Below are 22935 nucleotides of genomic sequence, written 5' to 3'. Positions count from 1 at the left end.
ACCAGGCCGAAGCTCAGAGCGCGCCCGGCTCAAACCATTGCCCCACGCCCTGCGCCAGCCGCGCAAACACCTGCTCCAGGCTGGGTGCATCGTGGCCGAACAGCGCATGAATTACCTCGGCGTTTTCAAACAGGCCGTGCAGATAGGTACCGATGACAGCGCTGTTGCCACCCTGCCATAGCATGCCGGGCAATAGTTCCTGAGCCGGTCGCACGCTGGCCATCTGCATGTCGGCACGAAGCTGAGTCTGGCCATGGTGGATCTCGTAGCCACGTACTGTCACGCCGCTCAGGGCATTCCATGGGGCTTGCAGATCAGGCAGTTGCAGGGTCGTTGGCTGCACGGTCTTGTCCTGCGCAAACAATGTCGCCAGCGGCAGCAGACCCAGGCCTGCGGCATTGCCGTCCACGCCATGCAGATCGATCAGCGCCTCACCCAGCATCTGCAGACCGCCGCAAATGCCCAGCACGCGCTTGCCGAGTTCGGCATGAGCGACGACGGCTGCATCCAGCCCTTGCGTACGCATCCAGGCCAGGTCGGCAGCCGTGGCTTTGCTGCCCGGCAGAATGACCCAGTCCGCCTCGGCGAGTTGCGCGGGAGAGCGAGCCCAGACCACGCGCACGCCCGGCACTTGCAGCAGGGGCTGAAATTCATCGAGATTGCTGATGCGCGGATAGGCGATGATGGCAATCGTGGTGTGAACGGCCCGCCCGGCTCCCGTGCTGCCGCGATCATCGAACACGCCATCCTCTTCGGGCAGACCGTGCTGGAACTGCATGGGAATGCAGGCCACCGTGGGTACCCCCGTCTTCTCTTCCAGCATCTGGGGCGCCGGTGCCAGCAGTGCGGCATCGCCACGGAACTTGTTGAGCACAAAGCCCTTGATGAGCTTTTGCTCATCCTCAGGCAGCAGTGCCCAGGTGCCGTAGAGATGGGCAAAGGCACCGCCGCGGTCTATGTCCGAGACCAGCAGGCAATGTGCGTTGCAATGCTTGGCCACACGCATATTGACCACATCGCTGGCATGCAGATTGATTTCGGCCGGCGAGCCTGCGCCTTCGATCACCACCACATCGTTTTCGGCACACAGCTCGTCCAGCGCCTGCGCGATCTGCGGCCAGACCTTGAGGCTTCGCCCCCTCCAGGGCATGGCGCTCAGCTCGTCATTGACCTGTCCGAACAGCACCACCTGGCTGCGCGTGTCCGCCTCGGGCTTGAGCAGCAGCGGATTCATGCGTACATCGGGCACGGCCCCCCCGGCCAGCGCCTGCAGATACTGAGCCGTGCCGATCTCGCCCCAACGGCCCTCGGGCGTGGCCACAACGCGCGCGTTGTTGCTCATGTTCTGCGCCTTGAACGGCGCAACCTTCAGGCCCTGGCTGCGGTAGTAGGCACACAGTGCCGTGGCCACCCAGCTTTTTCCCGCGCCACTGCTGGTACCCAGCACCATGATGCAACGTGCTGTCATGTCTTAAATCTCGGTTGGGATCGGCAGCACCACGCGCTGCAGGATTCTGGCCAGCGCCTCGCCGGGATGGGTGCACATGCCCATATGCGAGGGCGAGGTCTGGATGATGCTGCTGCGCTTGGCCGTGAGCCAGTGGTAGCGCGCGCGCATGGGCAGCCGCGCAATCGGCCCCCCATCGACCCTGCCTTCACAGATGGCCACGATGGAGCCCAAGTGACGGTGCACGGCCTCAAGGTCCACATTCGGGTCCAGCGCCAGCAGACGCTTTTCGTCAAGGGCCACGGCGGCCTGCAGATGGCCGGTGCGCTGGCAGGAGAGGATCACGCCTGCATTCACAAATTCCTCACGTTCCACGCGCGGCACTACCCGCACGATGGCGTAGTCGTAGACCTCATGCGCGTGCATCGATCACTCCTTGCAGCCAGCGGCCACGCTCGGCAAGCCGGGCCACGAAATAATTCACATAGGCCGCGCGATGGGCCTGCACATTCCTGAGCACTTCGCCCTCTTTGTCGGCAGCGGCCTGCTCCAGAAAGCAGTCGGGAACCTCGTCCACGATGCTCTTGAGCACTTCGGGTCCAAGCTTGGCGGCCAGTTGCGCATCCAGCTGCGCCAGCTGGCTGGCCTGTGGCAGCAGCACATGCTCGGCACTGGGCGCAAAAGGCTTGGCCGGATCGGCAACCGTTCCGTTCCAGGCATGGTGAAACGTCAGACTCGCGCCATGATCGATCAGCCAGGGCTGCTTCTGGTACATCAGCATATTGGTGTTGCGCGCCGTGCGATCCACATTGCTGACCAGGGTGTCGAACCACACCAGGCGCGAGGCAAAGTCATCGTCCACCACGTCCACTGCCGGGTCAAAGTTGATGGAGCCCGGCAGATAGTCCAGCCCCACGTTCAGCCCGTCGCTGGCGCGAATCAGATCCTGAATCTCGGGGTCGGACTCGGTGCGGGACAGGTCGCCGTTCAGGTGCAGCAGCACGATTTCAGGCACCGGCAGGCCCAGCGCACGTGCCATGCCGCCCGAGATGATCTCGGCCATCAGCGCGCGCACGCCCTGCCCGGCGCCCCGGAACTTGAGCACATAGGTGCCCAGGTCGTCGGCCTCGACAATCGCCGGCATGGAGCCGCCTTCACGCAGCGGCGTGACATAGCGCTCCACCAGCACCGAGCGCAGCTTCAAGGTTTCAGTGTCCATGGGAAATGGTAGCGTCTTGCGCTCATCAGGTCTGATCGGCAAGGTCATTCAATGCTTTTCCAGGCTTGCTCCAGCGCGGCCTGCGACACGGGCGGCAGTACGCCCAGCCGCACATGGCCGCTCAGGCCAAAGCTTGCGCAGTCGCGCAGCTTGATGCCCTGGGCACGCAGCCCGGCCAGAGGCGCGGCAAGCTCTGCCAGCGGCAGACCTGCGACAAAGTAATTGGCCTGATGACCGGGAACAACCTGCCAGCCCAGCCTCTCGCACAGCGCAAGCTGCTGCGCCTTCCAGCGGCGCAAGGTCATCAGGCTGTGGGCCAGCCATTGCTGCACCTCGTCCGTCACCCAGGCCTGCAGCATGGCCACGCCATGCGAGCCCACCACCCAGGATGCCGCCAGCGCGTTCAGCGCCTGCAGCTCTGCGGCTGCGACCTGCATGGGCGCAATCGCATAGGCAGCCCGCACCCCCGTCATGCCCAGGGCCTTGTTGGGCGTCCACAGCTGCCAGACACCGTCGAGATCGCGCCCGGGTGGCTGGCCCTCCAGCCATAGCGGACGGTAGGCGCAGTCCAGCACGCGCCATTCCTTCTGCGCCGGCGGCTGCTGCCAGGCAGGCCAAATGTCTTCCATCGCCCCCAGCGGGCTTGAAGGCTCACAGGCCCAGCCGAGCACCGGCGCCACGGCCGCTTCTGTGCGGCGGCACAGCGCCAGCCGCCATACCCGCGCGGCCTGCAGATAGTCACCATAGTGATGCTGGGGAAACTGCACGCTTTTGGCACCGCTGCGCACAGCGTGCAGCGTGAGGCGATGAATCAGCTCGCTGCCGCTTCCGCCGATCAGGATGCGCTCCACCGCCACGCCATGAAAAGCCGCCAGCTGCGTGCGCAATGCCCCGTATTGCGGATCGGGGTATTGCGCCACATGGGCGGCCTGCAACGCCTTCACGGCCATGGGACAAGGCCCGCAGGCATTGCGATTGGTCGAAAAATCGTGCGCCGGAACGCCCAGCGCATCGGTACCGCCATGCATGGCTGCCGCATTCACATCAAACATTGGCAAGCAGCCTTCCTCTCCACAGAACAATCAAAATCATAGCTGCTAACGCAAGCAGGACATGCGCTGCGATCACTTTTGATGCAAATCTTACAGACATCTCCAGATCAGTCGCCTGCGGTGCCCGCCCCTGCGGGTTGAGTCTATAGACGCCGGGCTTGGAAAGCTGAACCCCCAGTGCCTGCGCCATGGCTCCCATGGGCCAGCCACCATTGGGCGATGGCGTCACGGCTGCATCGCGCCTCAAACCCGTCCAGGACAGGCCGCCGGCCAGCAGCGCCAGCCACATTGCGGTGATGCGCGCCGGAATCCAGTTCAGCACATCGTCGGCGCGGGCCGCCCATTTGCCTGCCCATTGCCAGTGGCGGCGGCGGTCGCCCTGGCCTCGCCACCCAGGGTAGCCCCACATGGCGTCGGCAGTATTGGCAAGACGATAGACGGCCGCCCCGGGCAAGCCGGCCACGGCAAACCAGAACAGCGGAGCAATCACGGAGTCGCTGAGGTTCTCGGCCAGGGTCTCGATGGCGCTTTCTCGCACGGTGGCCGCGTCCAGCTGAGTCGTGTCGCGGCTCACCAGCCAGCTCAGGCGCTCCCGCCCTGCGGGCAGCGATTGCTGCAGTGCGGTCTCCACGGCCAGCACCTCATCCTTGAGCATGCGCCAGGACAGTAGCGGCTTGAGCAACACCCCCATCACCAGTCCCCAGAGCCACCAGGGGGCAAAACCCAGCATGAACTGGGCGAGGCCATAAACGATGAAAAACAGAGCCGCCAGCGCACACCAGACAAGCGCTGCCAAGCAGAAACGCAGATAGTCACTCTGTACTTCGGCACGCGGCGCAAGCGCTTGCCCCGACGAGCCCAGCAATTTGCCCATCAGCACCACGGGGTGCAGCCACACTGGCGGCTCGCCCCAAAGCCGATCCAGCAGCAGAGCCACCAGCACGGCCAGCAGGCCCGCCTGCACATTGGCCGCCCAGTTGAGCGCCGCCAGATCACTGGCGGTGAATGCCTGATAGGGCCATGCCAGCGGACTGAGAGAAAGACCGATCAGCTCAGTCCAGCCAAAACTCGTCATGCGTCTGGCTTGCCCTTGCCGGCGCATGGCCCACTGCCCTGCTTGCCCTTGGTCGCCGCAGCCACCACGCGCGAATCATCCCAGACATCGTCCATCAGCATGTCTTCCAGAGGCGCCCGGCAGGCCCATTTTTCCTGCTGCAGCATGGGCTCGGCATAGTAGGCGTCGACTGGGCCCAGGCAGAGCACTCCCAGCGGGTGGGCACCCTCAGGCATCTGCAGCAATCTGGCCAGCGCCAGCGGATCGAAAATCGAGACCCAGCCCATGCCCAGACCTTCGGCACGCGCGGCCAGCCAGAGGTTCTGGATGGCACAGGCACTGCTGGCGATATCCATCTCGGGCAGGGTGCGGCGGCCAAAGATATGCGCCTCGCGTCCCGGCGGCATGGCCACGACCAGCACCTCGGCCGCATCGAGCACGCCCTGAACCTTGAGCTTCATGAAGTCTTCTTCACGTTCGCCCAGGGCATGGGCGGTGCGCACGCGCTCCTCCTCGATCAGACCGTGGATCTGCAGGCGCAATTCGGCACTCCTGACCCGAATAAAGCGCCAAGGCTGCATGAACCCCACGCTGGGCGCGTGGTGCGCAGCGCGCAACAGGCGCAGCAAGACCTCGTCTGCCACCTTCCCTCCTGCAAAATGACGCATGTCGCGGCGCTCATAAATGGCGCGGTAGACGGCAGCACGCTCGGCCTCGGTGAAAGGCGTTGCGGCAATCGTCGCGTAGGAGCTGGTCTTGGATTCGGTCATGGAACTATTGTCGCGCCACAGACATGGCAAAAGCCATCAGTCTTCGATACCTCTTTGAGCGGGAATACCCGCCTGAAAGGCATGTTTGATCAGCGTCATCTCGGTCACGGTGTCGGCGATGTCGATGATTTCCTGCGGGCAGCGGCGACCTGTCAGGCAGACATGCACATCCTTGGGGCGCGCCTTGAGCGTGTCCAGCACCTCCTGCAGCGGCAGCCAGCCATAGATCAGCGGATAGGTGATCTCGTCGAGCACGACCAGGAACAGCTCGCCCGAAAGAATATCGGCCTTGGCCTTTTCCCAGCCGTCACGCGCCAGCTGGGCGGAGTGATCGAGGTCCTTGCTCTTCCAGCTGAAGCCATCGCCCAGCCCTTCGATGGGCAGACCGACCTGCTCGGCCAGGCGATGCTCGCCAAAGCGGGCCGTGGGCACCTTCATGAACTGATAGACCTTGACGGCCTTGCCCCGGCCCGTGGCGCGAAAGGCCAGACCAAAGGCGGCTGTGCTCTTGCCCTTGCCATTGCCGGTGTTGACGATGATCAGGCCGCGGCGCTCGCCCTCGGGCTTTTCGTAAGGCTTCTCGGTGGGAGGCGTTTCAATATTCATAGCTACTCTCGCTTGTCTATCAAGGGCTTAAGGGCAAAAATTCAAGAATTACGGCCGAGCTCAGCTCAGGCGCGGCAGGGCCAGCCATAGGCCGTCGAGTTCGCGCACCTGTATGCGCCGGTCAAACACGGCCTCCAGCGCGGCATGGGTGGCAGGATCGCCGCACGCGCCCTGGTGGGTGATACGGCCGGCCTGCATAACGACCATTTCATCGGCCAGCAGGGCAAAGGACAGCTCGTGCAGCACGCTGACCAGGGTCACGCCTTGCTGCACCAGACTGCGGGCCGTCAGCATCCAGTCGGTCTGGTGGGGCGGGTCAAGATTGGCCAGCGGCTCGTCCATCAGCAGGGTCCGGGCCTGCACTGCCAGAGCCCGTGCCAGCAGCACGCGCTGGCGTTCACCGCCCGATAGCTGGCCTATGCTGCGCTGGCGCCAGTCCCAGGCGTGGGTCTGGCGCAGCGCCTGCTCCACGGCCTGCCGGTCGGCGTTCGAGGCCGGTGCCAGCCAGCCCTGGTGGGGCAAACGCCCCAGCATGACAACGTCATACACGGCCATATCGGCCGCAACAGGCTGATTCTGGCCCAGCCAGGCCAGGGCCTTGGCACGCTCGCGGCCATTCCAGTCGCCGAGCTTGCGGCCCTGCAGGAACACGGCACCGCTTTGCCGCTGGTTGGCGGCACGCATGCCTGCCATGGCGCGCAGCAGCGTGGACTTGCCCGCGCCATTGGGGCCGACGATGGCCGTCCAGCGGCCCTGGGAAATGCGCAGGCTGATCTGGCGCAGCACCTCACGCTCGCCCAGCTGCACGCTCAGGGCATCGGTCGCCAATGCGATACCAGTGTCGATATCGCCATTCATGTGCCATCTCCAGACGGCATGGCGCCACGCTTGTGCATCAGCCAGAGCAGATAGCTGCCTCCCAGCACGGCGGTGAGCACCCCCACGGGCAGCTCCTGCGGTGCGATCAGCCAGCGCGCCAGCAGATCGGCGGCCAGCAGCAGCACCGCCCCCGTCAGACTGCTCAGCACCAGCAGCCAGCGGTGCAGCGCGCGCACCACGGAACGCACCAGATGGGGCGCGGCCAGGCCTACAAAAGCGATCAGGCCGGTCTGCGCCACGGCCGTACCCGTGGCCAGCGCCAGCAGCACGATCAGCAGCAGGCGCAGCGGCGCCAGCGGCAGGCCCAGACTATGGGCCGTAGCCTCGCCAAGTGCCAGCCCGTCGAGCACCCGGCTCAGGCTCCATGACAGCACCAGCGTGGGCAGCAGCACCCACAGCATCAGCCTGCAGGCAGGCCAGCCCGCAAAGGCCGTGCTGCCCAGCATGAAGGACTGCATGGCCTGCAAAATATCGGGATTCATCAGCACCACCAGCGACGCCACGGCCCCCAGCACCACGCCCACTACCACGCCGGCCAGCAGCAATCGCATGGTGTTCTGCACGCCCTTGGCCAGCACCAGGGTCAGCACCACGGCAAGCACGGCACCAGCAAAAGCGGCACCCGTCACGCCCCAGCGGGCCAGGCCGGCCAGAGCGAAAGGCGAGACACCCAGGGCACCCATGGCCAGCGCCACGCCCAGCGATGCGCCCGAGGCACTGCCCAGCAAATAAGGATCGGCCAGCGGGTTGCGAAACACGCCCTGCGCCACCGCCCCAGCCAGCCCCAGCAGGCCTCCGGCCAGGAGGGCCGCCACCGTGCGCGGCAGACGAATATTCATCACGATCTGCCAGGCTAGCGGGTCTTGGCGGGCATTGAGCACGCTCTCAAAACCCGTGCTGCCAACTCCCGCACCCAGCAGGACCAGCACAGTTGCAGCCAGCGCCAGCCAGATCAGCAGCCAGGGCGCAGCAATGCCTGCCTGAGTATTGGGAGCATGAGTGCTGCCAGAGGGCTTGTCGCTCATCGACTCTTGCCCTGCTTGGCGGCCAACCCATTCAGGCATCGGGCGATGAGCTGCGCGCCTTCGGCCATGCGGGGACCTGGGCGCACCAAAATGTCGGATTCCTCGGGCGTGAAGGAGCAAATGGCCCCTTGCTTCACGGCTCGCATTTGCGCCCAGCCCGGATACTCTGGCATGCCATTTTTCCAGGAGCGCTCACCGGCCATCAACAGGTCTGGGTCCTGCTTGACTACATATTCGGGATTCAGGCGCGGAAACGGCCCTTGCCTGGCGTCGACCACGTTGCGCAGATGCAGCCGCGTCAGCGTCTGGCCGATAAAGGATCTTTCGCCTGCGGCATAAGGGCCGCGGCTGGCCTCAAAGTACACACGCTGGCCACGCATGGACAGAGGCACGCTGGCGGCGGCCTTGCTCATATCGGCCTCTATCCCGGCCCAGACACGGTCTGCACCCTGCGCCGGCGGCAAGGCCAGCAACACGCCCAGCTTTTGCAGCACAGTGCGTGCTTCCTCGTGGGTGCGCGGCTCCAGCGCTACGACCTTGAGGCCCAGCGCCTCCATTCGCGCAATGGCCCGTGACGCCATGGAAACCAGCACCAGATCGGGCTTGAGCGCCACAATGCTCTCGATATTCGGATCCAGCCCGCCGCCCACCACGGGCAAGGTCTTCACATGGGCTGGCCAGTTGGAATAGCGATCCACCCCCACCAGACGCTCGCAGCCGCCCAGCGCACACAGGCTCTCGGTCAGCGAAGGCAGCAGGCTGACGATGCGCTGCGGCGGCTTTGCCAATTGCACCTGTGCGCCACGTCCATCGGTGATCTGCACGGACTGCGCGGCCACCGACAACGCACCAGCCAGGCCACAAACAAGCAGCGCAGCAGCGGCAAAATATTTTACGGCGGCCCTCATGCCTGCGGCCCTTTCAGCGCCAGCGGCAAGCCGGCGCACATCAGCGTGACGCTTTCGCAATGCGCAGCCGCCTGCTGATTGAGCAAGCCCAGCGCATCGACAAAGGCGCGCACTTCGCGCCCCATGGGAATCACGCCCAGACCGATTTCGTTGCCAACCAGAATGACAGGGCCTGCCGCTTCATCAATCGCTTTCAAAAAGAGAGCTATCTGCTCTTGCCAGTCATGGGTTTGAGACTGATTTCTCTCCAAATCCTCGGCCTGCACCGGCATCAGCCAGTTCGTCAGCCACAAGGTCAGGCAATCAATCACCAGCAGCCGCTGCGGGCTGCTGTGCTGCGCCAGCACCTGGGCCAGCTCGCGCGGCTCCTCTATGGTCAGCATGCCTGGCACGCGCTCGGCGCGGTCACGCTGGTGGCGCGCAATGCGCTCGCTCATCTCCGCATCCCAGGCCTGGCCGGTTGCCACCAGCGCTGCCTGATGCCCGGCATCCGCCTGCAGCCACTGGCGCGCCAGCAGCTCCGCACGACGGGATTTGCCGCTTTTTTGCCCGCCCAGAATCAGCTGGGTACGCGGCATGACGAAGGAGACTGTGCTTGCAGGGCTCATGGTGGTGATGGACGAAAGATTCAGTCTTCGATTGTTGCGCCAAAAAGCGACGCCACCGCTGCCGGGCAGGACGGAAACCAGGCATGAAAGTAACTGGCTCGCACACTGCCATGCTGATAAAGTGCCTCACCACGATCAGCCTGAACGGTCGCGCCGGGGCGACTGCTGCGTGCAAGCACCGGCATGGCTGTCTCCAGCCTTGTGTAGTGAAAGGTATGACCGCGCAACAAGCCCGTATCGAGTGCCAGTTGCTGCATGCCCAGACCGCCGAGCCGGCTCTGCATGACGACCTGACCGGGCAGCAGCCCCCACATGGGCTGGGTGCTGCCGTCCAGGGCAGTCACTCCGTCACACAGGGCCAGCATGCCGCCGCACTCTGCCCAGACCGGCTTGCCCTGCGCCATATGCTCGGCAATGCCGTCGCGCAACTGCCGGTTCTCATACAGGGCCCGGGCATGTAGCTCCGGATAGCCGCCGGGCAGCCAGATCGCATCGCAGAGCGGCAGCGCATCGCCAGCCAGCGGCGAGAAAAAGCACAGCTCGGCCCCCATGGCACGCAGGCAGTCCAGATTGGCGGGATAGATAAACGAAAACGCCGCATCGCGCGCAATGGCAATGCGACGGCTGCTCAGCCAGGGCTCCACGCGCGGCTGATCAGCACGAATGTCCGTCGCGGCAAAGTCCACGCACCAATCCTGCCAGCTGGGCTGGCCGTCGTCCGAACCCCAGGCCCTTTGCCCCAGCGGCGTATGGGCCAGGGCATCGGCTGCGGCATCCAGACGCTGCAGGGCATCGCCGAGCTCGTGGGCTGCGATCAGGCCCAGGTGGCGCTCGGGCAGCAGCGCCGCAGACCTGGCCTTGACTGCTGCATCGCCCAATTGCACACCCGGCATGGCCCCCTGCCACAGCGACGGCTCACGCAGGCCTTGCCTGAGCAGATCGGCATGATGGGCCGTGGCGACGCGGTTGGCCAGCATGCCGGCCCAGCGCATACCATCACGGTAATGCTGCAAGCCATAGGCCAGCGCCCCGAAAGTGCCTGCCATGGCCGAGGCATCGACCACGGCCAGCACGGGCAGACCCAGCAACTGCGCCAGATCGCCCGCGCTGAAGTTGCCGTCGAACAGGCCCATCACGCCTTCGACAAGAATCAGATCGGCCTCCTGGGCCGCCTCATGCAGGCGCTGGCGCACATCCGCCTCGCCCGTCATCCACAAATCCACCGAATGCACCGGCGAACCACTGGCCAGCTCATGCCAGTAGGGGTCCAGAAAATCCGGCCCGCACTTGAATACACGCACCTTGCGTCCCTGGCGCGCATGCAGCCGTGCCAGAGCAGCCGTCACGGTGGTCTTGCCCTGGCCGGAGGCGGGAGCACTGATCAGCAGCGCGGGGCAGCGGACTGCATCCTGGGCTGGTTGCAAAGTCAGTAAAGCCTCCATTTCACTCCCTCTGCTCACTGATCAGAAATGCTGACGCAGCGTCGCCATGACGGTGCGGCCTGCCTCGGGATAGATAGACGTGGTGACACCGCCCACGCAGCCATAGGCCTGGGTGTAGAACTTTCGGTTCATCAGGTTGCCCACGGCCAACGCAAATTCCGTGTCCCTCCACTGGTAGGCGTAGCGCACGTCTGCGTTCATATAACCGGGCATGCGGCATTGGTTGGAAAAATCTGGCCGCTGCGAAGAGACCCACTGAATCCCGCCACTCAGACGATGCGCGGATGCTATCTGCCAGCCTACGCGCAGCGATATCGTGCGGTTTGGCGACAGCGGGACCTGGTGACCAGCATAAGGCCCTTCACGGAAGGTGGAGCGGCGCAGTGCGATATTGGCGCTCAAGTCAAGCGCTGCGCTCACCGCATAGCTGGCACTGGCCTCCAGCCCCTGTCGGCGCGTAGGATCGAAGTTGATGTTCGAGCCAGGACCGAAAGGTCCCACTCCGTTGGGGTCATAACCGATCTCATTCGTCAGCACGCTGCGATACAAGCGGACATCAGCCTTGGTTCTCTCGCCCGCCCAGCGCAGTCCCAACTCGGTATCGCGCGAAGTTTGAGGACGCAGAGCCACCGTGGGGTTGGTAAAAGTGAACTCGTCTACATTGGCCAGACGGAAGCTGCGACCCACGCGAGCATAGGCAGTCCAGACCATGCCCAGAGGTTGGCTGACGCCCAGCTCCCAAGCATTTTGGCGATCGGACAAACCATCTGTACTCGACGACGAAAGCTTTTCGATCCGTTCGGTGCGCAGACCCAAACTCAGGCGGGTGCGGCTCCCCGACAGCGTCAGATCATCCTTCAGGTAGAACGCATGCGTAGTAGCCTTTGACCGCGATCCAGAGTTTCCCAACACATCGCGCGTCCAACGGCTGTAATCGCTGCCAACGACAAACACATTGTCCATACTCGCCAAACGCGCGGAGTGGCGGGCGCGCAGCGCATAGCTATCAGCCTCTATGTCATAGGCATAGCCCCCCCAGGACGCGACATAGCGCAGTTGCTTTTCGCGGTGGCCCATATCGGCCGCCAACTCCCACTCGCCCAGCGTGGCACTGGCAAACACCGTGGTACGTTGGTTGTCGATGCGGCCATGGTCCGAAGGAGTGCTGGTCTGTCGCGGATTGGCCGCATACTGGGCCGCAGTCAGCGAGCCCGGCAAGCCGGTGTCCATCGAATCCTCGGCATAGCGCACGCCTGCACGCAGCCAGTCGTTGGCCCATTGCCCCGTAGTCGATATGCCGTCGAAGTCAGACTTGAAATTGTCGCGATGGTTGTCGGCCTTGCGCTTGGTGCCGGACACATCCATCGAAAAGCCTCCGCCCACCAGCGTTGCGCTGGCGCGCGCCTCTCGCAAGCCATAGTTGCCGACGCCCGCCTGCACCATGGCTGTGTTGCGACGACCCTTGCCCGCACCGGCCTTGGTCGTAATGACTATCGCGCCCCCCGTAGCGCCTTCGCCATAGAGCACCGCACCGCTGCCGCGCAGCACTTCTATGCGCTCCACACTCTCGATTGGAATCCCAGCCAAGCGTGTGCCGCCCAGGTCGGCCTCGCTGACTTTGATGCCGTCAACAATCACCGCCTGGTTACTATCGGCCGTAGTCCCAAAGCCGCGCAAATCCAAGGCATAGTCGCCGCCCCCATACATATCTTGTCGCCCGACCACGCCGAGCAGGCGCATCAGCGCCTCATTGACAGTACTCACGCCTGCGGCCTGGATGTCCCGCGCCGTAATCACACTCACACCCAGAGGCAGGCTGGCAGCCGGTTCCAAAAAGCGCGTGGCAGTGACTATGGTTTCGGGCAGTGCGCTGACACCGGTTTCCTGAGCCTGAGCAGTCACAGGCAATACACCAGCGATGGCAAGGTTCAGCGCGCCCAAATATGCGCATGAGGTATATCTCTTCATAGGGGGAAACAAAAGCAAAAAACCCCGCCGACTTCCCCGTCGACCTATGGGCAATAACGGCTGAGCACCCCTATCGGAAAAAGACGCGCGCATCCACTGTGTTGGCCGGTATCCGGGCTAGGCGAATCATCCTCTTGCCGGCCTTCCCAGCGCGCAGCGCCAGTGGCCATGGGGAAAAAGGCGGAATGCCGCAGCATTCCATTCGCCGACCGTTGCGGGGGCAGCGCAGGTTCGGAGAGCCAGTGCATCTGGCCAGCCCCTCCCTGCTTCCCGTTGAACTGAGACCACAGAAAGCAGCCTCGAGCACCAACAGGCGCCCATTGTAATGAGCGCTACGCGGCGCAAATCCTTCATTCGAAGTAGCCTTGCGCGGTTCAGGTGACGATTTTTTACCTTAAACACGCCTTTGAGGCACACAGAACTTGCGCAGCACGCTACGATTTTGAGAGAAATATTGCAGTTTCCCGACTGCGGCAGTCAAGCAGGCCGTGCTCTGGCGCAAACTGCGAATTTGCCTGCACATTTATACTCACCCACGGACTGCAAGACCTACAATGGCAGAGTCTATGACCACCCAGCCCTCTCTTGATCTCATTGCCGAGCGCGTAGAGCGTCTGCTGGTGCGCCACGAGGAACTGCAGCGCACCAACACCCTGCTCACCGATCAGGTCATCGCTCTGACGCAAGAGCGCGATTTGCTGCGTCTGCGCCTGCAGGCCGCACGTGCGCGCGTCGATGCATTGATCGAACGCCTGCCCGCCAACCAGGGAGAGTGACAGCCGTCACCCTCCATCACTAGACCCGCCACTGACGCCCATGAAGCAGATCGATGTGCAAATCATGCAGCAAAGCTATGTGCTGACCTGCCCCGATGGTCAAGAAGAACGTGTGCAGGAAGCCGTTCGCCGCGTGGACGAGGCGATGACCCGTATCCGCGACAGCGGCAAGGTCCGCTCACGCGAGCGGGTGGCAGTGCTGGCAGCCCTCAACATGGCGTTCGATGTGCTCGACCGCGATGCCCAGCAGGCGCATATGGCCAACGCCCAGGCTGAAATGCAGGCGCTTGCTCAGGAGCAGTTCGCGCCCCCCGAGGTCAATGAGGCCGCCCAGGCTGAACTGCAGCGCCAGCAAGAGCTTGCCGAGCAACTGGTGCTCAAGCTCGATCAGGCACTGGATGCTGACGCCAGGCTGCTCTGATCAGGTAACCTCAGCAGCAAAGCAGTCATGACCTCCGCGCGACTGCCAATACCCGTTAGAATAAAACCGTCTGCAAATCTGCCGGTTTTTATATTTCCTTGAACCAATGCTCAACGAGCATGGGCTTGATAAATCACCTATTGAGCGTGATCGTCTCGCGTCAGATGAACCCAACGATAGGTTGCTCTTGCCCACCTGAACCCCCGGTTCAGGATGACGAATCGGTGGCATTTGCAGACACCTTTACACGCCACGGGCTGTTGATTCAGTTGGTTTTTTGATAAAAACAGCCTAAAAGGCCAAACAAAACCAAGCAGTTGTACGTCATTGAAATCAACAACTTACGCATCTGTTTTGAATTGATGATTAGCCCGCATTGCGGGCTTTTTTCTTGCCTAATGGACTGAGGTCATGCTCGGCAGCCGCCCTCCTTTGCCTCCTTGTCGGCATCTCGGACGGTGCACTCTGACAGTTCACTGCGGCCAATCTGGCGCTTATGAGCAAGTCAAAGTCAGGCCGTAGGGCATCGACGCCCCAGAACGCGAGCAGCCCTTTGGAGAAGGTGTTCGGTAAGCACTAGCCGAGCTCTGACATTTCAGAAATAAGCTGAGCGACGTTGCACCAAGATAGGCCGGTACAAGCGACAAGTGTGCTCTGTCTGGGTTGCTCCCGCCTCAGCGCCAACTGGCGCCGCGCACACTCGATGCAGACTTGGCCATGATCTCGCAAGGCATGGCTGGGTGGTATCGCGCCTATGCCCGCGAACAGTCACCGCAGGAGCGCGGCGCTGAACAAGAAGCTGCGGCGCGCAAAGCCTCACGCGAGCTTCGAAATCCGTAAACGACCCACAGTCGTCATTCAGCAAGGCTGCATGCGTCTTGATCTGGACTCAGACCCTGGATCGTTTGGAGCGCGAAATTCGCTCGATACATACATCTGCGCTACTGGGAAGATTTTGCGTAGACATCCGCACTCAGCACTTCTAGGCCGACGAAAGGCTCACCGCCTTCGACCCAGGCATCGTGACCGGGCGGGATTGCGTATGACTCGCCTGCACTGAGCGTTGTCTGAGAGCCATCTTGCATTTGAACAGTGAGCGTTCCTGAAACGACATGCCCCACATGTGAGAGCTGGTGATCTTGCCCCGTAGTTCCGGACACCGTCCTGTCGCTAAGCTAGCCCTGATGGGCGGGGTGATTCTGCCGTCGTCGGAACTCCCTGGGCGACATCATCTTCAAACTCGAATTCGGGTGGATTTCGTTGAAGTGCTCGAACGCAACCGGCAATTGCGCCAGCACCGTCGGCGCGTCACGCAGGTATGTAGTCGCGCTTGAAGGTGTTGACGAAGCTCTCGGCCATGCCGTTGCTCTGCGGGCTACACACGGGCGTGTTGATCGGCTTCAGGCCCAGCGATCTAGCAATGCCACGCGTCTCGTGCGCGATGTAGGCGCTGTCGTTGTCGGTGAGCAACTCCAATTCACGCTCCAGGGGCACGGCTTCAGCCGTGCCAAAGCGCCGCTCCACGGCTTCCACCAGCATGTCGCGCACAGGCTCTCCCGCAAGTCCCTTGCCCTCCCAAGCTCGCCAGGCCAGGATCTCCCGGTCGCAGCAGTCCTTGGCGAAGGTGGCTGTGACCGTCTCGCCCGAATCGCACTTGATCTCAAAGCCGTCAGAGCACCAGCGCATGTTGCTCATCGGCACACTGACCTGACCATCGTGAATACGGCTCGAATGCCATCGCTTGGGCGCCTTGGGCAACAGCAGTCGATGCTGCGCCATGACCCGGTAGATGCGCTTGTGGTTCAGCACCTGTTGACCTTGCGAACGTCGCTCTCGATTGAGCAGCGCACCGGCGCGGCGATAGCCATAGCTGGGCAACTCGGCAATGTGGCACCTCAGGTCAGCCAGCAAGAGCTCATCCTGAACCGGGGTGCGGCCTCTGCGGCTGTCCTGCCAGTGGGCAGAGCGGTGATGTCGCACATGCAGATTCGAGCGCGCCACGCCCAGCACCGAGCAGACCGACTTCATCGGTCATCCCCAGGCAACAAGGGCGAGCGCGCAATCCACTTTTTTGCTGCGGCAAGCTCCACGGCTTCCTTGAGGATCTGGTTCTCCAAGGTCTTTTTGCCCAGCACACGTTGCAGCTTGGCGATCTCGGCGCGAGCTGCGGCCAGCTCCGAAGCCGGCACAACCGCTTCGCCGGCGCTCACGACCACCAGTGCGCCTTCGCGATCCAATCGCCGCCAAGTGAATAGCAAGCTAGCCGACACGCCCTCCTGGCGGGCCACAAGCGAGACGCTCATGCCCGGCATACGTCTTGCGAATCAAGGCCGCCTTCTCGACAGCCGACCAGCGCCGCCTGCGCTGGTCTCGGGTGATGACCTCAATCGTCTCTGTATGCCTAGTCATACGCACAGTCCTATGCCTATCTCAAAGATAAATGATGGACCATGTCCGGAGATTCAGGGGGCTATCTCAGAACTACTTGTAGAACTAGGCTGCAGAGGTAGCAATGCTTCAAGAGCATCCAGATCCACAGCATCGTATTGTTCGGCTTTCATGAAGCGAGCTGCAAATACCTCCCACAGCCTAGTGTGCAGAAAGTAGCGGAACAACTCGGCGTCCAGGTGCTGCTCCATACACATAGAGGCCATGATTCGCAGAGTCTCACTCAAGGTTTTGGCTGGTTTGTATGGGCGGTCTGCAGCGGTTAGCGCCTCAAATACATCACATATTGCCATCACTCGGTCCAGCACACCCAGTCGCTCACCCGGGATGCGCCGCGGATAACCCTCGCCATCAAGGCGTTCGTGGTGCGTAGCAGCCAACTCTGGGACCTGCTCTAACCCTGTCGGCCAGGGTAGTCCCTTGAGCATGATGTAGGTCTGCACCATATGGTCGTTGATTTTGAAGCGATCTTCGTCAGTGAGAGTGCCACGCCGGATACTCAGGTTGTGCAGTTCCCCAAGGTCTTGCTGATAAGGGGGGCGCTTCATGTCAAAACCGTACTTGTTGTGTGGGTCTCCCACTTCCACGGCGGGACAGTCGTCGCCCCAGGGAATCCGGTGTTCTGGAAGGTCCGCCAGCAAGGCTTCGATTGCTGGTAGCGGCGGCGCCTCGGGGCGCAATGCATCCAGTTGGCGCAACTCCGCGGTCGACAAACCAAGGCGATCATCGAAATGGCGTTGCCAGCCTTGCACGCCGATGCTGCGCAATTTGGCAATGGATTCATCGGACAGGAACTCGCCCCCCAGATTGCAATTGGCGACAAATGCGAAGTCGTCTTGCAGTTGCAGTTGGCGGGCGCGCAACTGGTCGGCGCTCAATTCGCCACGCGTGGCTGCCAGTTCAGCATCCCGCCACAGAATTTCAAAGCGCAGCCGCACTTCATGGATACGGTTGCGGATGACCTCAAGTTTGGTGGCCTTGTCGACGATGTGTTCTGGACTGGTCACTTTGCCACAGTCGTGCAGCCACGCGCCCAAGTGGAACGCGTAGCGCTCGTTTTTGTTCATGCTGAAGCTTGCATACGGCCCATCAGTAGATGCATGCAAGCGATCAGCGAATTCGATGGCCATCTGCGGAACCCGCTCGCAATGGCCGCCGGTGTAGGGGCTTTTCGCGTCGATGGCATCGGCCATCAGCTGGATGATGGCATCGAACAAGCGCTGCTGCGATTCCAGAAGCTGGCGTGTCTCGATGGCCACAGCCAACATTCCCGAGAGACGACGGGCAAACCGGTAGAAGGCGGCATCTTCGTGCGCCGCGTCGGCCTTGAACTCAAGCACCAAAAGCCCTTGCAGACCGCCTTGGCGACCGCGTAGTTCACATTCGAGCCGCTTGACGCTGCCCGACGCAGCGGTCCCCGCTCCGGCGTCATCCAAGGGCGGGTAGGTGAAGCGCTCGGACAGGGGGATGGCCAAACTGCCAGCCTGGGCGGCGCGCTGCATGTGCGCAGATTGGGCATCCCACAGATAGACAGCTGCTGCCTCGGATTGGGTGGCCTGCGTCAGCTGTTCAAGCACAAGCTGCAGCATGCGCTCCACCTCAGGCTCCGTGGCCAGGCTTTCCGTCAAGCTGAGGAAGGCTTCGATCGTGCCTCCCATGTGTTGCACGGCCTGGGACAATTCGCCCACTTCGCTGACGCGGCTGGGAGGAAGCGGCGCTCCCGTAAAGTCGAAGCGTGCGATGCGCAGGCTGCGCTCGCGCAGCAGATTGATGCTGCGTCCAATGGCGTTGCCGGCGGCCCAGCCTAGGGGCAGCAGCAACAGTGCCAAGGCCGCAGCCATGCCGATGAAGTAGAGCGCGCGTTGCCGTGCCTCTGCGGCCAGTTCGTCAAACGGCAGCATTTGCAGCAGATCGAGCGCGGTGCCCAGACCGATATCAATCTGTGTGTGCAGACCCACCCAACGGTGCCCCTCGATCTCCATCACCTGCGGTGTGCCAAACGCCTTCGGGGCCTTGAGCAGTTGGAGCAACTGGGGTTCGTTGATGGCGTCGAGCATCGGCTGCGCATCGCCACCGACACTGTGCAGGTCGACGGTTGCCGCCATCACCTGGCCACTGCTGTGAACCAAGGCGAGGCGGGTGCCTGGGGTGGCACGCAGCGTCAAGAACAACTGCTCCAGATCATCAAAATCCACGTCGATGCCAACCACAGCATCGGCTGTTGCAGACTGCCGGCTCAGTGTCACACCCAGCCTCTGGGTGGTGGCAAACCGGTAGGGCTGCGTCAGCTGCGCGACACCAGGCTGTTGCCGTGCGACTGCGTACCAAGGGCGCGTGCGCGGGTCATACTGGTAATCTGGCTTGTCCTGAACTTCTTGCAGATTGCCGGCTTTGTCTAGAAAGCGATAACGGCCAAGGCGCCTGCCATCCGGCTGTTGTGTGACCGTTTGGATCAAAAATTCTGCCCCATCGGGCGCTGCCACGCTTTGCCGTACAACGTCCAGTTTCAAAGGGCGTACCACGACGAAATCACCATTCGGGTAGGCGACATACACGGCAGCTTCCAGCGGATTGGCACGCAATTCGCCCAACAATGCATCCAGCGCCTGCAAACGGCTGGATTCATCCGTCGCCAAGGGCAGGCGCCCAGCACCGATATGGCGCAATGCCCCTTGCGCCGGTGTCAACTGCAAGCGTATCTGCTGACTTAACACCTCGGTGTCGCGCGCTGCACGCTGACCAGAGTCCTGCACCAATCGCTGGGTTGTGGCCACCCACCCGAGGCCAATCAGCAAGATGGCCACCAAGCCCATGCAGGCTATGGTCAAGACTGCGATGTGCACGCGAATGCGTAGCTGCCAGGGAAAGCGCGCAGAGTGGTTCATCAGGTAGTCTTCCGGCAGGTAGGGCCACCTGCAATCAATGTTCAGTCTAATTCAAGCTTCCTCGTTTTCCTGCGCCACCTAAAAGTAGAGGTTGGGGAAACGTTTGACACGATACGCGACCGGCGGAATCCTGCCTATCGATTCATGTGGACGATGGAGGTTGTGGCGATGCAGCCAGTCCTCGGTCATCGAGCGCACTTCCGGCAACGATTCAAAGACATGGCAGTCGAGCACCTCCGTTCTGTAAGTTCTGTTGAAACGCTCAACATAAGCGTTCTGCGCCGGCTTGCCCGGCTGAATGTGGTTCAGCTCTATGCCTTTACTCTGTGCCCATTGTTTCAATGCCTGGCCGATAAACTCCGGCTCGTTGTCCAGGCGAATGGACTGTGGCACCCTGCGGACCTCGGCAAGCTCTTCCAAGGCCCGCGCCACTCGAGCGGCAGGCAAGCTGGTATCAATCTCGATGCACAGGCACTCCCGGTTGAACTCGTCAATGAAGTTGAAGGTTCTGAAGCGTCGGCCTGACCACAGGGCGTCAGACATGAAGTCACAGCTCCAGTCCGGATTCGGCTTGTGGGCTGCCTCCAACGGCTGCCTGATGCGCTGAGGCAAACGCTTCTTGCCCCGTCTGGGCAGGTTCAGCTTTAGCTGGCAGTACACACGCCAAAGCACGGTCTTGCCCCAGGGCTGTTCTTGATAGCGGGCGCTGGCGTAAAGCAGCCCAAACCCGTGACGAGGATTCAATGCCACCTATCCTTGGATGAAGTCAATCACCCTGAAGTCGTCACAGGCCGCAGGTGCATATCGCAGCGCTGATCGAACCAGGCCCACAGTTTGACAAGCTCTGCGCTGGCTTAGGCGATGCTCGGTTATGAGCGCATGCACGATGGACTGCCGACGCTCCGGGGTTAGAGCTTTCGCTCGACAACATCCTTCAGGGCATGGTGCACGAGCACCAAATCGGCATACATGCGCTTGAGCTTGGCGTTCTCTTGCTGCAGTTGTCGCATCTGGGCCCGATGCGGCACGGACATCCCTGAATACTGGCTCTTCCACTTGTAGTGCGTGGCATCGCTGATGCCATGTTTGCGGCAGGTGTCACCGACTTTGGCGCCTAGCTCAACCTCCTTGAGGATGCCGACGATTTGCGCTTCAGTAAATCTGGATTTCTTCATGCAGAGACCTCCCTGGGGTGGATTCTCTACTTTGAAGTGGCGTGAAGAATCGAGGAGGCTTCACTCATCATTGAAATTCAGTATTCATGATGGTTTTGTTTCACTAAAGTGTGAGGTCTTGCCACCTTCTCCCATTTCTCGTGGACTCTCAATCTTTGCTGCTGATCCAGGCGGGCACACCGCCCGAGGACATTCGAGCCATCACAGGCGATCTTCCCCAGTGGTTTCTGACAGCCGTCGGCTGCAGGCCCGAAACCATGGACATAGTGAAGGTGTATGAAGGAGAACCTCTGCCCGAGCCCGGACAGCACCGTGCGGCGATCATCACGGGCTCGTGGTCCATGGTGACCGATCAGCACCCCTGGAGCGAAGCGACAGCCAAATGGATACGGCAGGCTGTGGCACAGGGGATGCCGCTCATGGGCGTTTGCTATGGGCATCAGCTTATGGCCCACGCACTGGGAGGAATCGTGGATTACCACCCTGACGGCAGAGAGATGGGAAGTCTGGAAATCGAACAGCTCTCGGCTGCAGAGCCGGACGCCTGGCTCGCCGGATGCCCACCTCGCTTCCAGGCTCACCTCACACATCTTCAGACCATCCTGTGCTTACCCAATGGAGCCAGGGCACTGGCTCGCTCAACTCACGATCCTCATCAGATCGTCCGCTACAGCCCCACCGCAGTGTCCGTGCAGTTTCATCCAGAGTTCACATCGGAAGTCATGGCAGCCTGCATCAATGCGAGAGCGCAACTGCTTCGCGCGGAAGGTCTGGATCCAGCGGCCATGCTGCAAGGCGTTAGCCCCACACCAACGCCGTTGATGCTGCTCAGGCGCTTCATAGAAACCCATGCCGGCACCGTTCCAGCAGGCAATACATCAGCCTCGCTGAATGCAGCCATGGGCAAGCACCCGGAATGACCTCAAGGAACAGCGAAATAAAAAAACTCGGCCTCATTGGTGATATCGGCCCTGCGTCCACCGTAGCCTATTACCGAAAGATCATTCACGGCGTTCAGACACAGGCAGGCAACGAGAATCTGCCTCGCCTGTCCATCGAAAGCCTCAACGCTTTCAAGGTGTTCAGCCTTTGTCGTGCACGCGAGTTTGACCAGCTTTCCGACTACGTGCTCGGCGCAATTCACAGCCTGGCCGCCGGTGGCGCGGACATGGTGGGGCTGACTGGCAATACGCCCAACATCGTTCTGGACCGCATACTCGCGCTGTCACCGATTCCCATAGTGAGCGCCATTGACGCCACCTGCAATGCGGCAAAGGAGCGAGGTGCACGAAAAGTCGGTTTGCGGGGTACCGTGTTCACCATGGCGAATACATTCTTCAAGACACCTTTTGAAGATCTGGGCATACCAGTTATCGTGCCCGGTGAGCATCAGATTGCGCGCATCCAGGCCACCCGTCTCTGCCGTTGCCTGAGAGAGGCACTTCAACATCCCAGACGTGAACTCAAAGATGCAATGAACAGGTCAGACCAGCAGCAGGCAAGCTCGGTTGTTGCATTGTGAGTCGCAAGACATCACGAAATCTGAATGGAGCCCTGCTGCGCGGTTTGTTTCTGGGGGCGCACACCTCGTGCCTAACCCCGTCTGTAGATGTGCAGTCTGTTCCTCGTTTCAAGCACCTGTATCGTCTTTGGCAGACAGGTCAGTCACAACTTACCTATCCGCGCTTGCATTGATGAGAAGTCCCTGTAATGCAACAACGCTGCAAGATGTGGTTCTTCCTGCTTAATCACGACGCCAGCCAAGGCCTCCAGAAGTGTCATCCCCGCCAGCCCACAGCGGCATGCTTCCCGGACCTTGATACGCTCCACGCCCCCATTCATAGCGCATATCACTGTTTCCCATCGTCCGTTGGGCACCTTGCTCTTGCATGCGCCCGGCATCACGCCCCGGCATCATTGAGCAGCCCGCCAGCGTACTGGCCACTGCTGCAATTAAAAGTAGCGCTTTCATGACAACTCCTTGAGAAGAAGGAGTCTTCAAGACTATTCCTGAGGCGTGTGCCCGCTGTAAATTCTTGTTGAACGGCTACTTTGCTTACCTAATTCATACAACAGTCAGTATTCATACGCTCTGTTTTTTGAAGCTTCGAAGCCATAAAACTTGCCTGTCTATCAGAGGTCGAGGCTGATCGGCTCTTTCGCGCAGGCTGATGAGTCCTTTGTTCCAGTGAAGGCACTGCACGACGAATTCGTGTACCCAGACGCGTATGCCGAGCGGCTGGACGAAAGGA

Annotated in this window: 18 protein-coding genes, 3 pseudogenes and 1 riboswitch; of the genes and pseudogenes, 4 read left to right on the top strand and 17 right to left on the bottom strand. The window is 61.7% G+C overall.

Features of this window, described 5'->3' with window-relative positions:
* Window positions 1-13: 13 nt before the first annotated feature.
* The 13 genes from F0P97_RS10640 to F0P97_RS10580 are packed head-to-tail and all read right to left on the bottom strand — an operon-like array spanning window position 14 to window position 12912.
* On the bottom strand, window positions 14-1468 hold the full coding sequence (locus tag F0P97_RS10640; RefSeq protein WP_182286678.1) for a cobyric acid synthase: 1455 nt from the start codon (window positions 1466-1468) through the stop codon (window positions 14-16).
* A gap of 3 nt (window positions 1469-1471) precedes the next feature.
* Window positions 1472-1873, bottom strand: coding sequence for a DUF3037 domain-containing protein (locus F0P97_RS10635; protein WP_182286677.1), 402 nt, complete (start codon window positions 1871-1873; stop codon window positions 1472-1474).
* Complete coding sequence (locus tag F0P97_RS10630; protein WP_182286676.1) at window positions 1860-2666, bottom strand: HipA family kinase; 807 nt, start codon at window positions 2664-2666, stop codon at window positions 1860-1862. Before F0P97_RS10630 ends, F0P97_RS10635 begins: the two co-directional genes overlap by 14 nt.
* A 44-nt stretch (window positions 2667-2710) precedes the next feature.
* The gene (locus F0P97_RS10625; RefSeq protein ID WP_182287170.1) at window positions 2711-3718 is read right to left on the bottom strand and encodes an aminotransferase class I/II-fold pyridoxal phosphate-dependent enzyme; all 1008 of its coding nucleotides are present in this window, start codon (window positions 3716-3718) and stop codon (window positions 2711-2713) included.
* Complete coding sequence (cbiB, locus tag F0P97_RS10620; protein WP_182286675.1) at window positions 3711-4793, bottom strand: adenosylcobinamide-phosphate synthase CbiB; 1083 nt, start codon at window positions 4791-4793, stop codon at window positions 3711-3713. The genes F0P97_RS10625 and cbiB overlap by 8 nt, the downstream gene beginning before the upstream one ends.
* Entirely contained in the window at window positions 4790-5542 is a 753-nt protein-coding gene (gene bluB / locus F0P97_RS10615) for a 5,6-dimethylbenzimidazole synthase (protein WP_182286674.1), read from the bottom strand. Before bluB ends, cbiB begins: the two co-directional genes overlap by 4 nt.
* Before the next feature lie 36 nt (window positions 5543-5578).
* Complete coding sequence (gene cobO / locus F0P97_RS10610; protein ID WP_003080011.1) at window positions 5579-6148, bottom strand: cob(I)yrinic acid a,c-diamide adenosyltransferase; 570 nt, start codon at window positions 6146-6148, stop codon at window positions 5579-5581.
* Window positions 6149-6208: 60 nt separating this feature from the next.
* Window positions 6209-7006 carry an ABC transporter ATP-binding protein gene (locus tag F0P97_RS10605; protein WP_182286673.1) on the bottom strand — a complete coding sequence of 266 codons (798 nt, stop codon included), beginning with the start codon at window positions 7004-7006 and terminating at the stop codon, window positions 6209-6211.
* Entirely contained in the window at window positions 7003-8052 is a 1050-nt protein-coding gene (locus F0P97_RS10600) for a FecCD family ABC transporter permease (protein WP_182286672.1), read from the bottom strand. The genes F0P97_RS10605 and F0P97_RS10600 overlap by 4 nt, the downstream gene beginning before the upstream one ends.
* A complete protein-coding gene (locus tag F0P97_RS10595; RefSeq protein WP_182286671.1) occupies window positions 8049-8960 on the bottom strand; it encodes an ABC transporter substrate-binding protein in 912 nt (303 codons plus the stop codon). Before F0P97_RS10595 ends, F0P97_RS10600 begins: the two co-directional genes overlap by 4 nt.
* Complete coding sequence (locus F0P97_RS10590) at window positions 8957-9538, bottom strand: bifunctional adenosylcobinamide kinase/adenosylcobinamide-phosphate guanylyltransferase (protein ID WP_182287169.1); 582 nt, start codon at window positions 9536-9538, stop codon at window positions 8957-8959. Before F0P97_RS10590 ends, F0P97_RS10595 begins: the two co-directional genes overlap by 4 nt.
* 50 nt (window positions 9539-9588) lie before the next feature.
* Window positions 9589-11010 carry a cobyrinate a,c-diamide synthase gene (locus F0P97_RS10585; protein WP_182286670.1) on the bottom strand — a complete coding sequence of 474 codons (1422 nt, stop codon included), beginning with the start codon at window positions 11008-11010 and terminating at the stop codon, window positions 9589-9591.
* Between the two features lie 21 nt (window positions 11011-11031).
* Entirely contained in the window at window positions 11032-12912 is a 1881-nt protein-coding gene (locus F0P97_RS10580) for a TonB-dependent receptor (protein WP_232538193.1), read from the bottom strand.
* Between the two features lie 151 nt (window positions 12913-13063).
* Window positions 13064-13304: riboswitch (cobalamin riboswitch) on the bottom strand.
* A 240-nt stretch (window positions 13305-13544) separates the two neighbouring features.
* Between F0P97_RS10580 and F0P97_RS10575 the strand changes: the two genes are divergently transcribed.
* Complete coding sequence (locus tag F0P97_RS10575) at window positions 13545-13754, top strand: hypothetical protein (RefSeq protein ID WP_003063053.1); 210 nt, start codon at window positions 13545-13547, stop codon at window positions 13752-13754.
* Between the two features lie 40 nt (window positions 13755-13794).
* A complete protein-coding gene (locus tag F0P97_RS10570) occupies window positions 13795-14175 on the top strand; it encodes a cell division protein ZapA (RefSeq protein ID WP_182286668.1) in 381 nt (126 codons plus the stop codon).
* A gap of 941 nt (window positions 14176-15116) precedes the next feature.
* Here F0P97_RS10570 and F0P97_RS10565 read toward each other — a convergent pair.
* From F0P97_RS10565 to F0P97_RS10550, 4 genes and pseudogenes are all read right to left on the bottom strand, one after another.
* Window positions 15117-15308, bottom strand: a pseudogene (locus F0P97_RS10565) (cupin domain-containing protein); the annotation flags it as partial.
* Between the two features lie 42 nt (window positions 15309-15350).
* A pseudogene (locus tag F0P97_RS10560) lies at window positions 15351-16584 on the bottom strand (IS3 family transposase).
* A 53-nt stretch (window positions 16585-16637) separates the two neighbouring features.
* Window positions 16638-19436, bottom strand: coding sequence for an HD domain-containing phosphohydrolase (locus F0P97_RS10555; protein WP_232538191.1), 2799 nt, complete (start codon window positions 19434-19436; stop codon window positions 16638-16640).
* 150 nt (window positions 19437-19586) lie between these two features.
* Window positions 19587-20683: pseudogene (locus tag F0P97_RS10550) on the bottom strand (IS3 family transposase).
* A 140-nt stretch (window positions 20684-20823) separates the two neighbouring features.
* On the opposite strand from F0P97_RS10550, the gene F0P97_RS10545 reads away from it, so the two are divergent.
* Together F0P97_RS10545 and F0P97_RS10540 are read left to right on the top strand one after the other, a co-directional pair.
* Window positions 20824-21603 carry a glutamine amidotransferase gene (locus tag F0P97_RS10545; RefSeq protein WP_232538190.1) on the top strand — a complete coding sequence of 260 codons (780 nt, stop codon included), beginning with the start codon at window positions 20824-20826 and terminating at the stop codon, window positions 21601-21603.
* On the top strand, window positions 21600-22205 hold the full coding sequence (locus F0P97_RS10540; RefSeq protein ID WP_232538189.1) for an aspartate/glutamate racemase family protein: 606 nt from the start codon (window positions 21600-21602) through the stop codon (window positions 22203-22205). Before F0P97_RS10545 ends, F0P97_RS10540 begins: the two co-directional genes overlap by 4 nt.
* The last annotated feature ends 730 nt before the right edge of the window (window positions 22206-22935 follow it).

Source organism: Comamonas testosteroni, from assembly GCF_014076415.1.
Lineage (GTDB): Bacteria > Pseudomonadota > Gammaproteobacteria > Burkholderiales > Burkholderiaceae_C > Comamonas > Comamonas testosteroni_F.
This window is presented reverse-complemented; position numbering and strand designations above follow the sequence as displayed.

Excerpts from the sequence above, each read along its gene's own strand:
- F0P97_RS10570 (WP_182286668.1), top strand. The coding sequence starts at position 13,795 with ATGAAGCAGATCGATGTGCAAATCATGCAGCAAAGCTATGTGCTGACC.
- F0P97_RS10635 (WP_182286677.1), bottom strand. The coding sequence starts at position 1,873 with ATGCACGCGCATGAGGTCTACGACTACGCCATCGTGCGGGTAGTGCCG.
- F0P97_RS10640 (WP_182286678.1), bottom strand. The coding sequence starts at position 1,468 with ATGACAGCACGTTGCATCATGGTGCTGGGTACCAGCAGTGGCGCGGGA.
- F0P97_RS10595 (WP_182286671.1), bottom strand. The coding sequence starts at position 8,960 with ATGAGGGCCGCCGTAAAATATTTTGCCGCTGCTGCGCTGCTTGTTTGT.
- bluB (WP_182286674.1), bottom strand. The coding sequence starts at position 5,542 with ATGACCGAATCCAAGACCAGCTCCTACGCGACGATTGCCGCAACGCCT.
- cobO (WP_003080011.1), bottom strand. The coding sequence starts at position 6,148 with ATGAATATTGAAACGCCTCCCACCGAGAAGCCTTACGAAAAGCCCGAG.
- F0P97_RS10605 (WP_182286673.1), bottom strand. The coding sequence starts at position 7,006 with ATGAATGGCGATATCGACACTGGTATCGCATTGGCGACCGATGCCCTG.
- F0P97_RS10625 (WP_182287170.1), bottom strand. The coding sequence starts at position 3,718 with ATGTTTGATGTGAATGCGGCAGCCATGCATGGCGGTACCGATGCGCTG.
- F0P97_RS10630 (WP_182286676.1), bottom strand. The coding sequence starts at position 2,666 with ATGGACACTGAAACCTTGAAGCTGCGCTCGGTGCTGGTGGAGCGCTAT.
- F0P97_RS10540 (WP_232538189.1), top strand. The coding sequence starts at position 21,600 with ATGACCTCAAGGAACAGCGAAATAAAAAAACTCGGCCTCATTGGTGAT.
- F0P97_RS10590 (WP_182287169.1), bottom strand. The coding sequence starts at position 9,538 with ATGCCGCGTACCCAGCTGATTCTGGGCGGGCAAAAAAGCGGCAAATCC.
- F0P97_RS10600 (WP_182286672.1), bottom strand. The coding sequence starts at position 8,052 with ATGAGCGACAAGCCCTCTGGCAGCACTCATGCTCCCAATACTCAGGCA.
- F0P97_RS10575 (WP_003063053.1), top strand. The coding sequence starts at position 13,545 with ATGACCACCCAGCCCTCTCTTGATCTCATTGCCGAGCGCGTAGAGCGT.
- F0P97_RS10555 (WP_232538191.1), bottom strand. The coding sequence starts at position 19,436 with ATGGGCTTGGTGGCCATCTTGCTGATTGGCCTCGGGTGGGTGGCCACA.
- cbiB (WP_182286675.1), bottom strand. The coding sequence starts at position 4,793 with ATGACGAGTTTTGGCTGGACTGAGCTGATCGGTCTTTCTCTCAGTCCG.
- F0P97_RS10585 (WP_182286670.1), bottom strand. The coding sequence starts at position 11,010 with ATGGAGGCTTTACTGACTTTGCAACCAGCCCAGGATGCAGTCCGCTGC.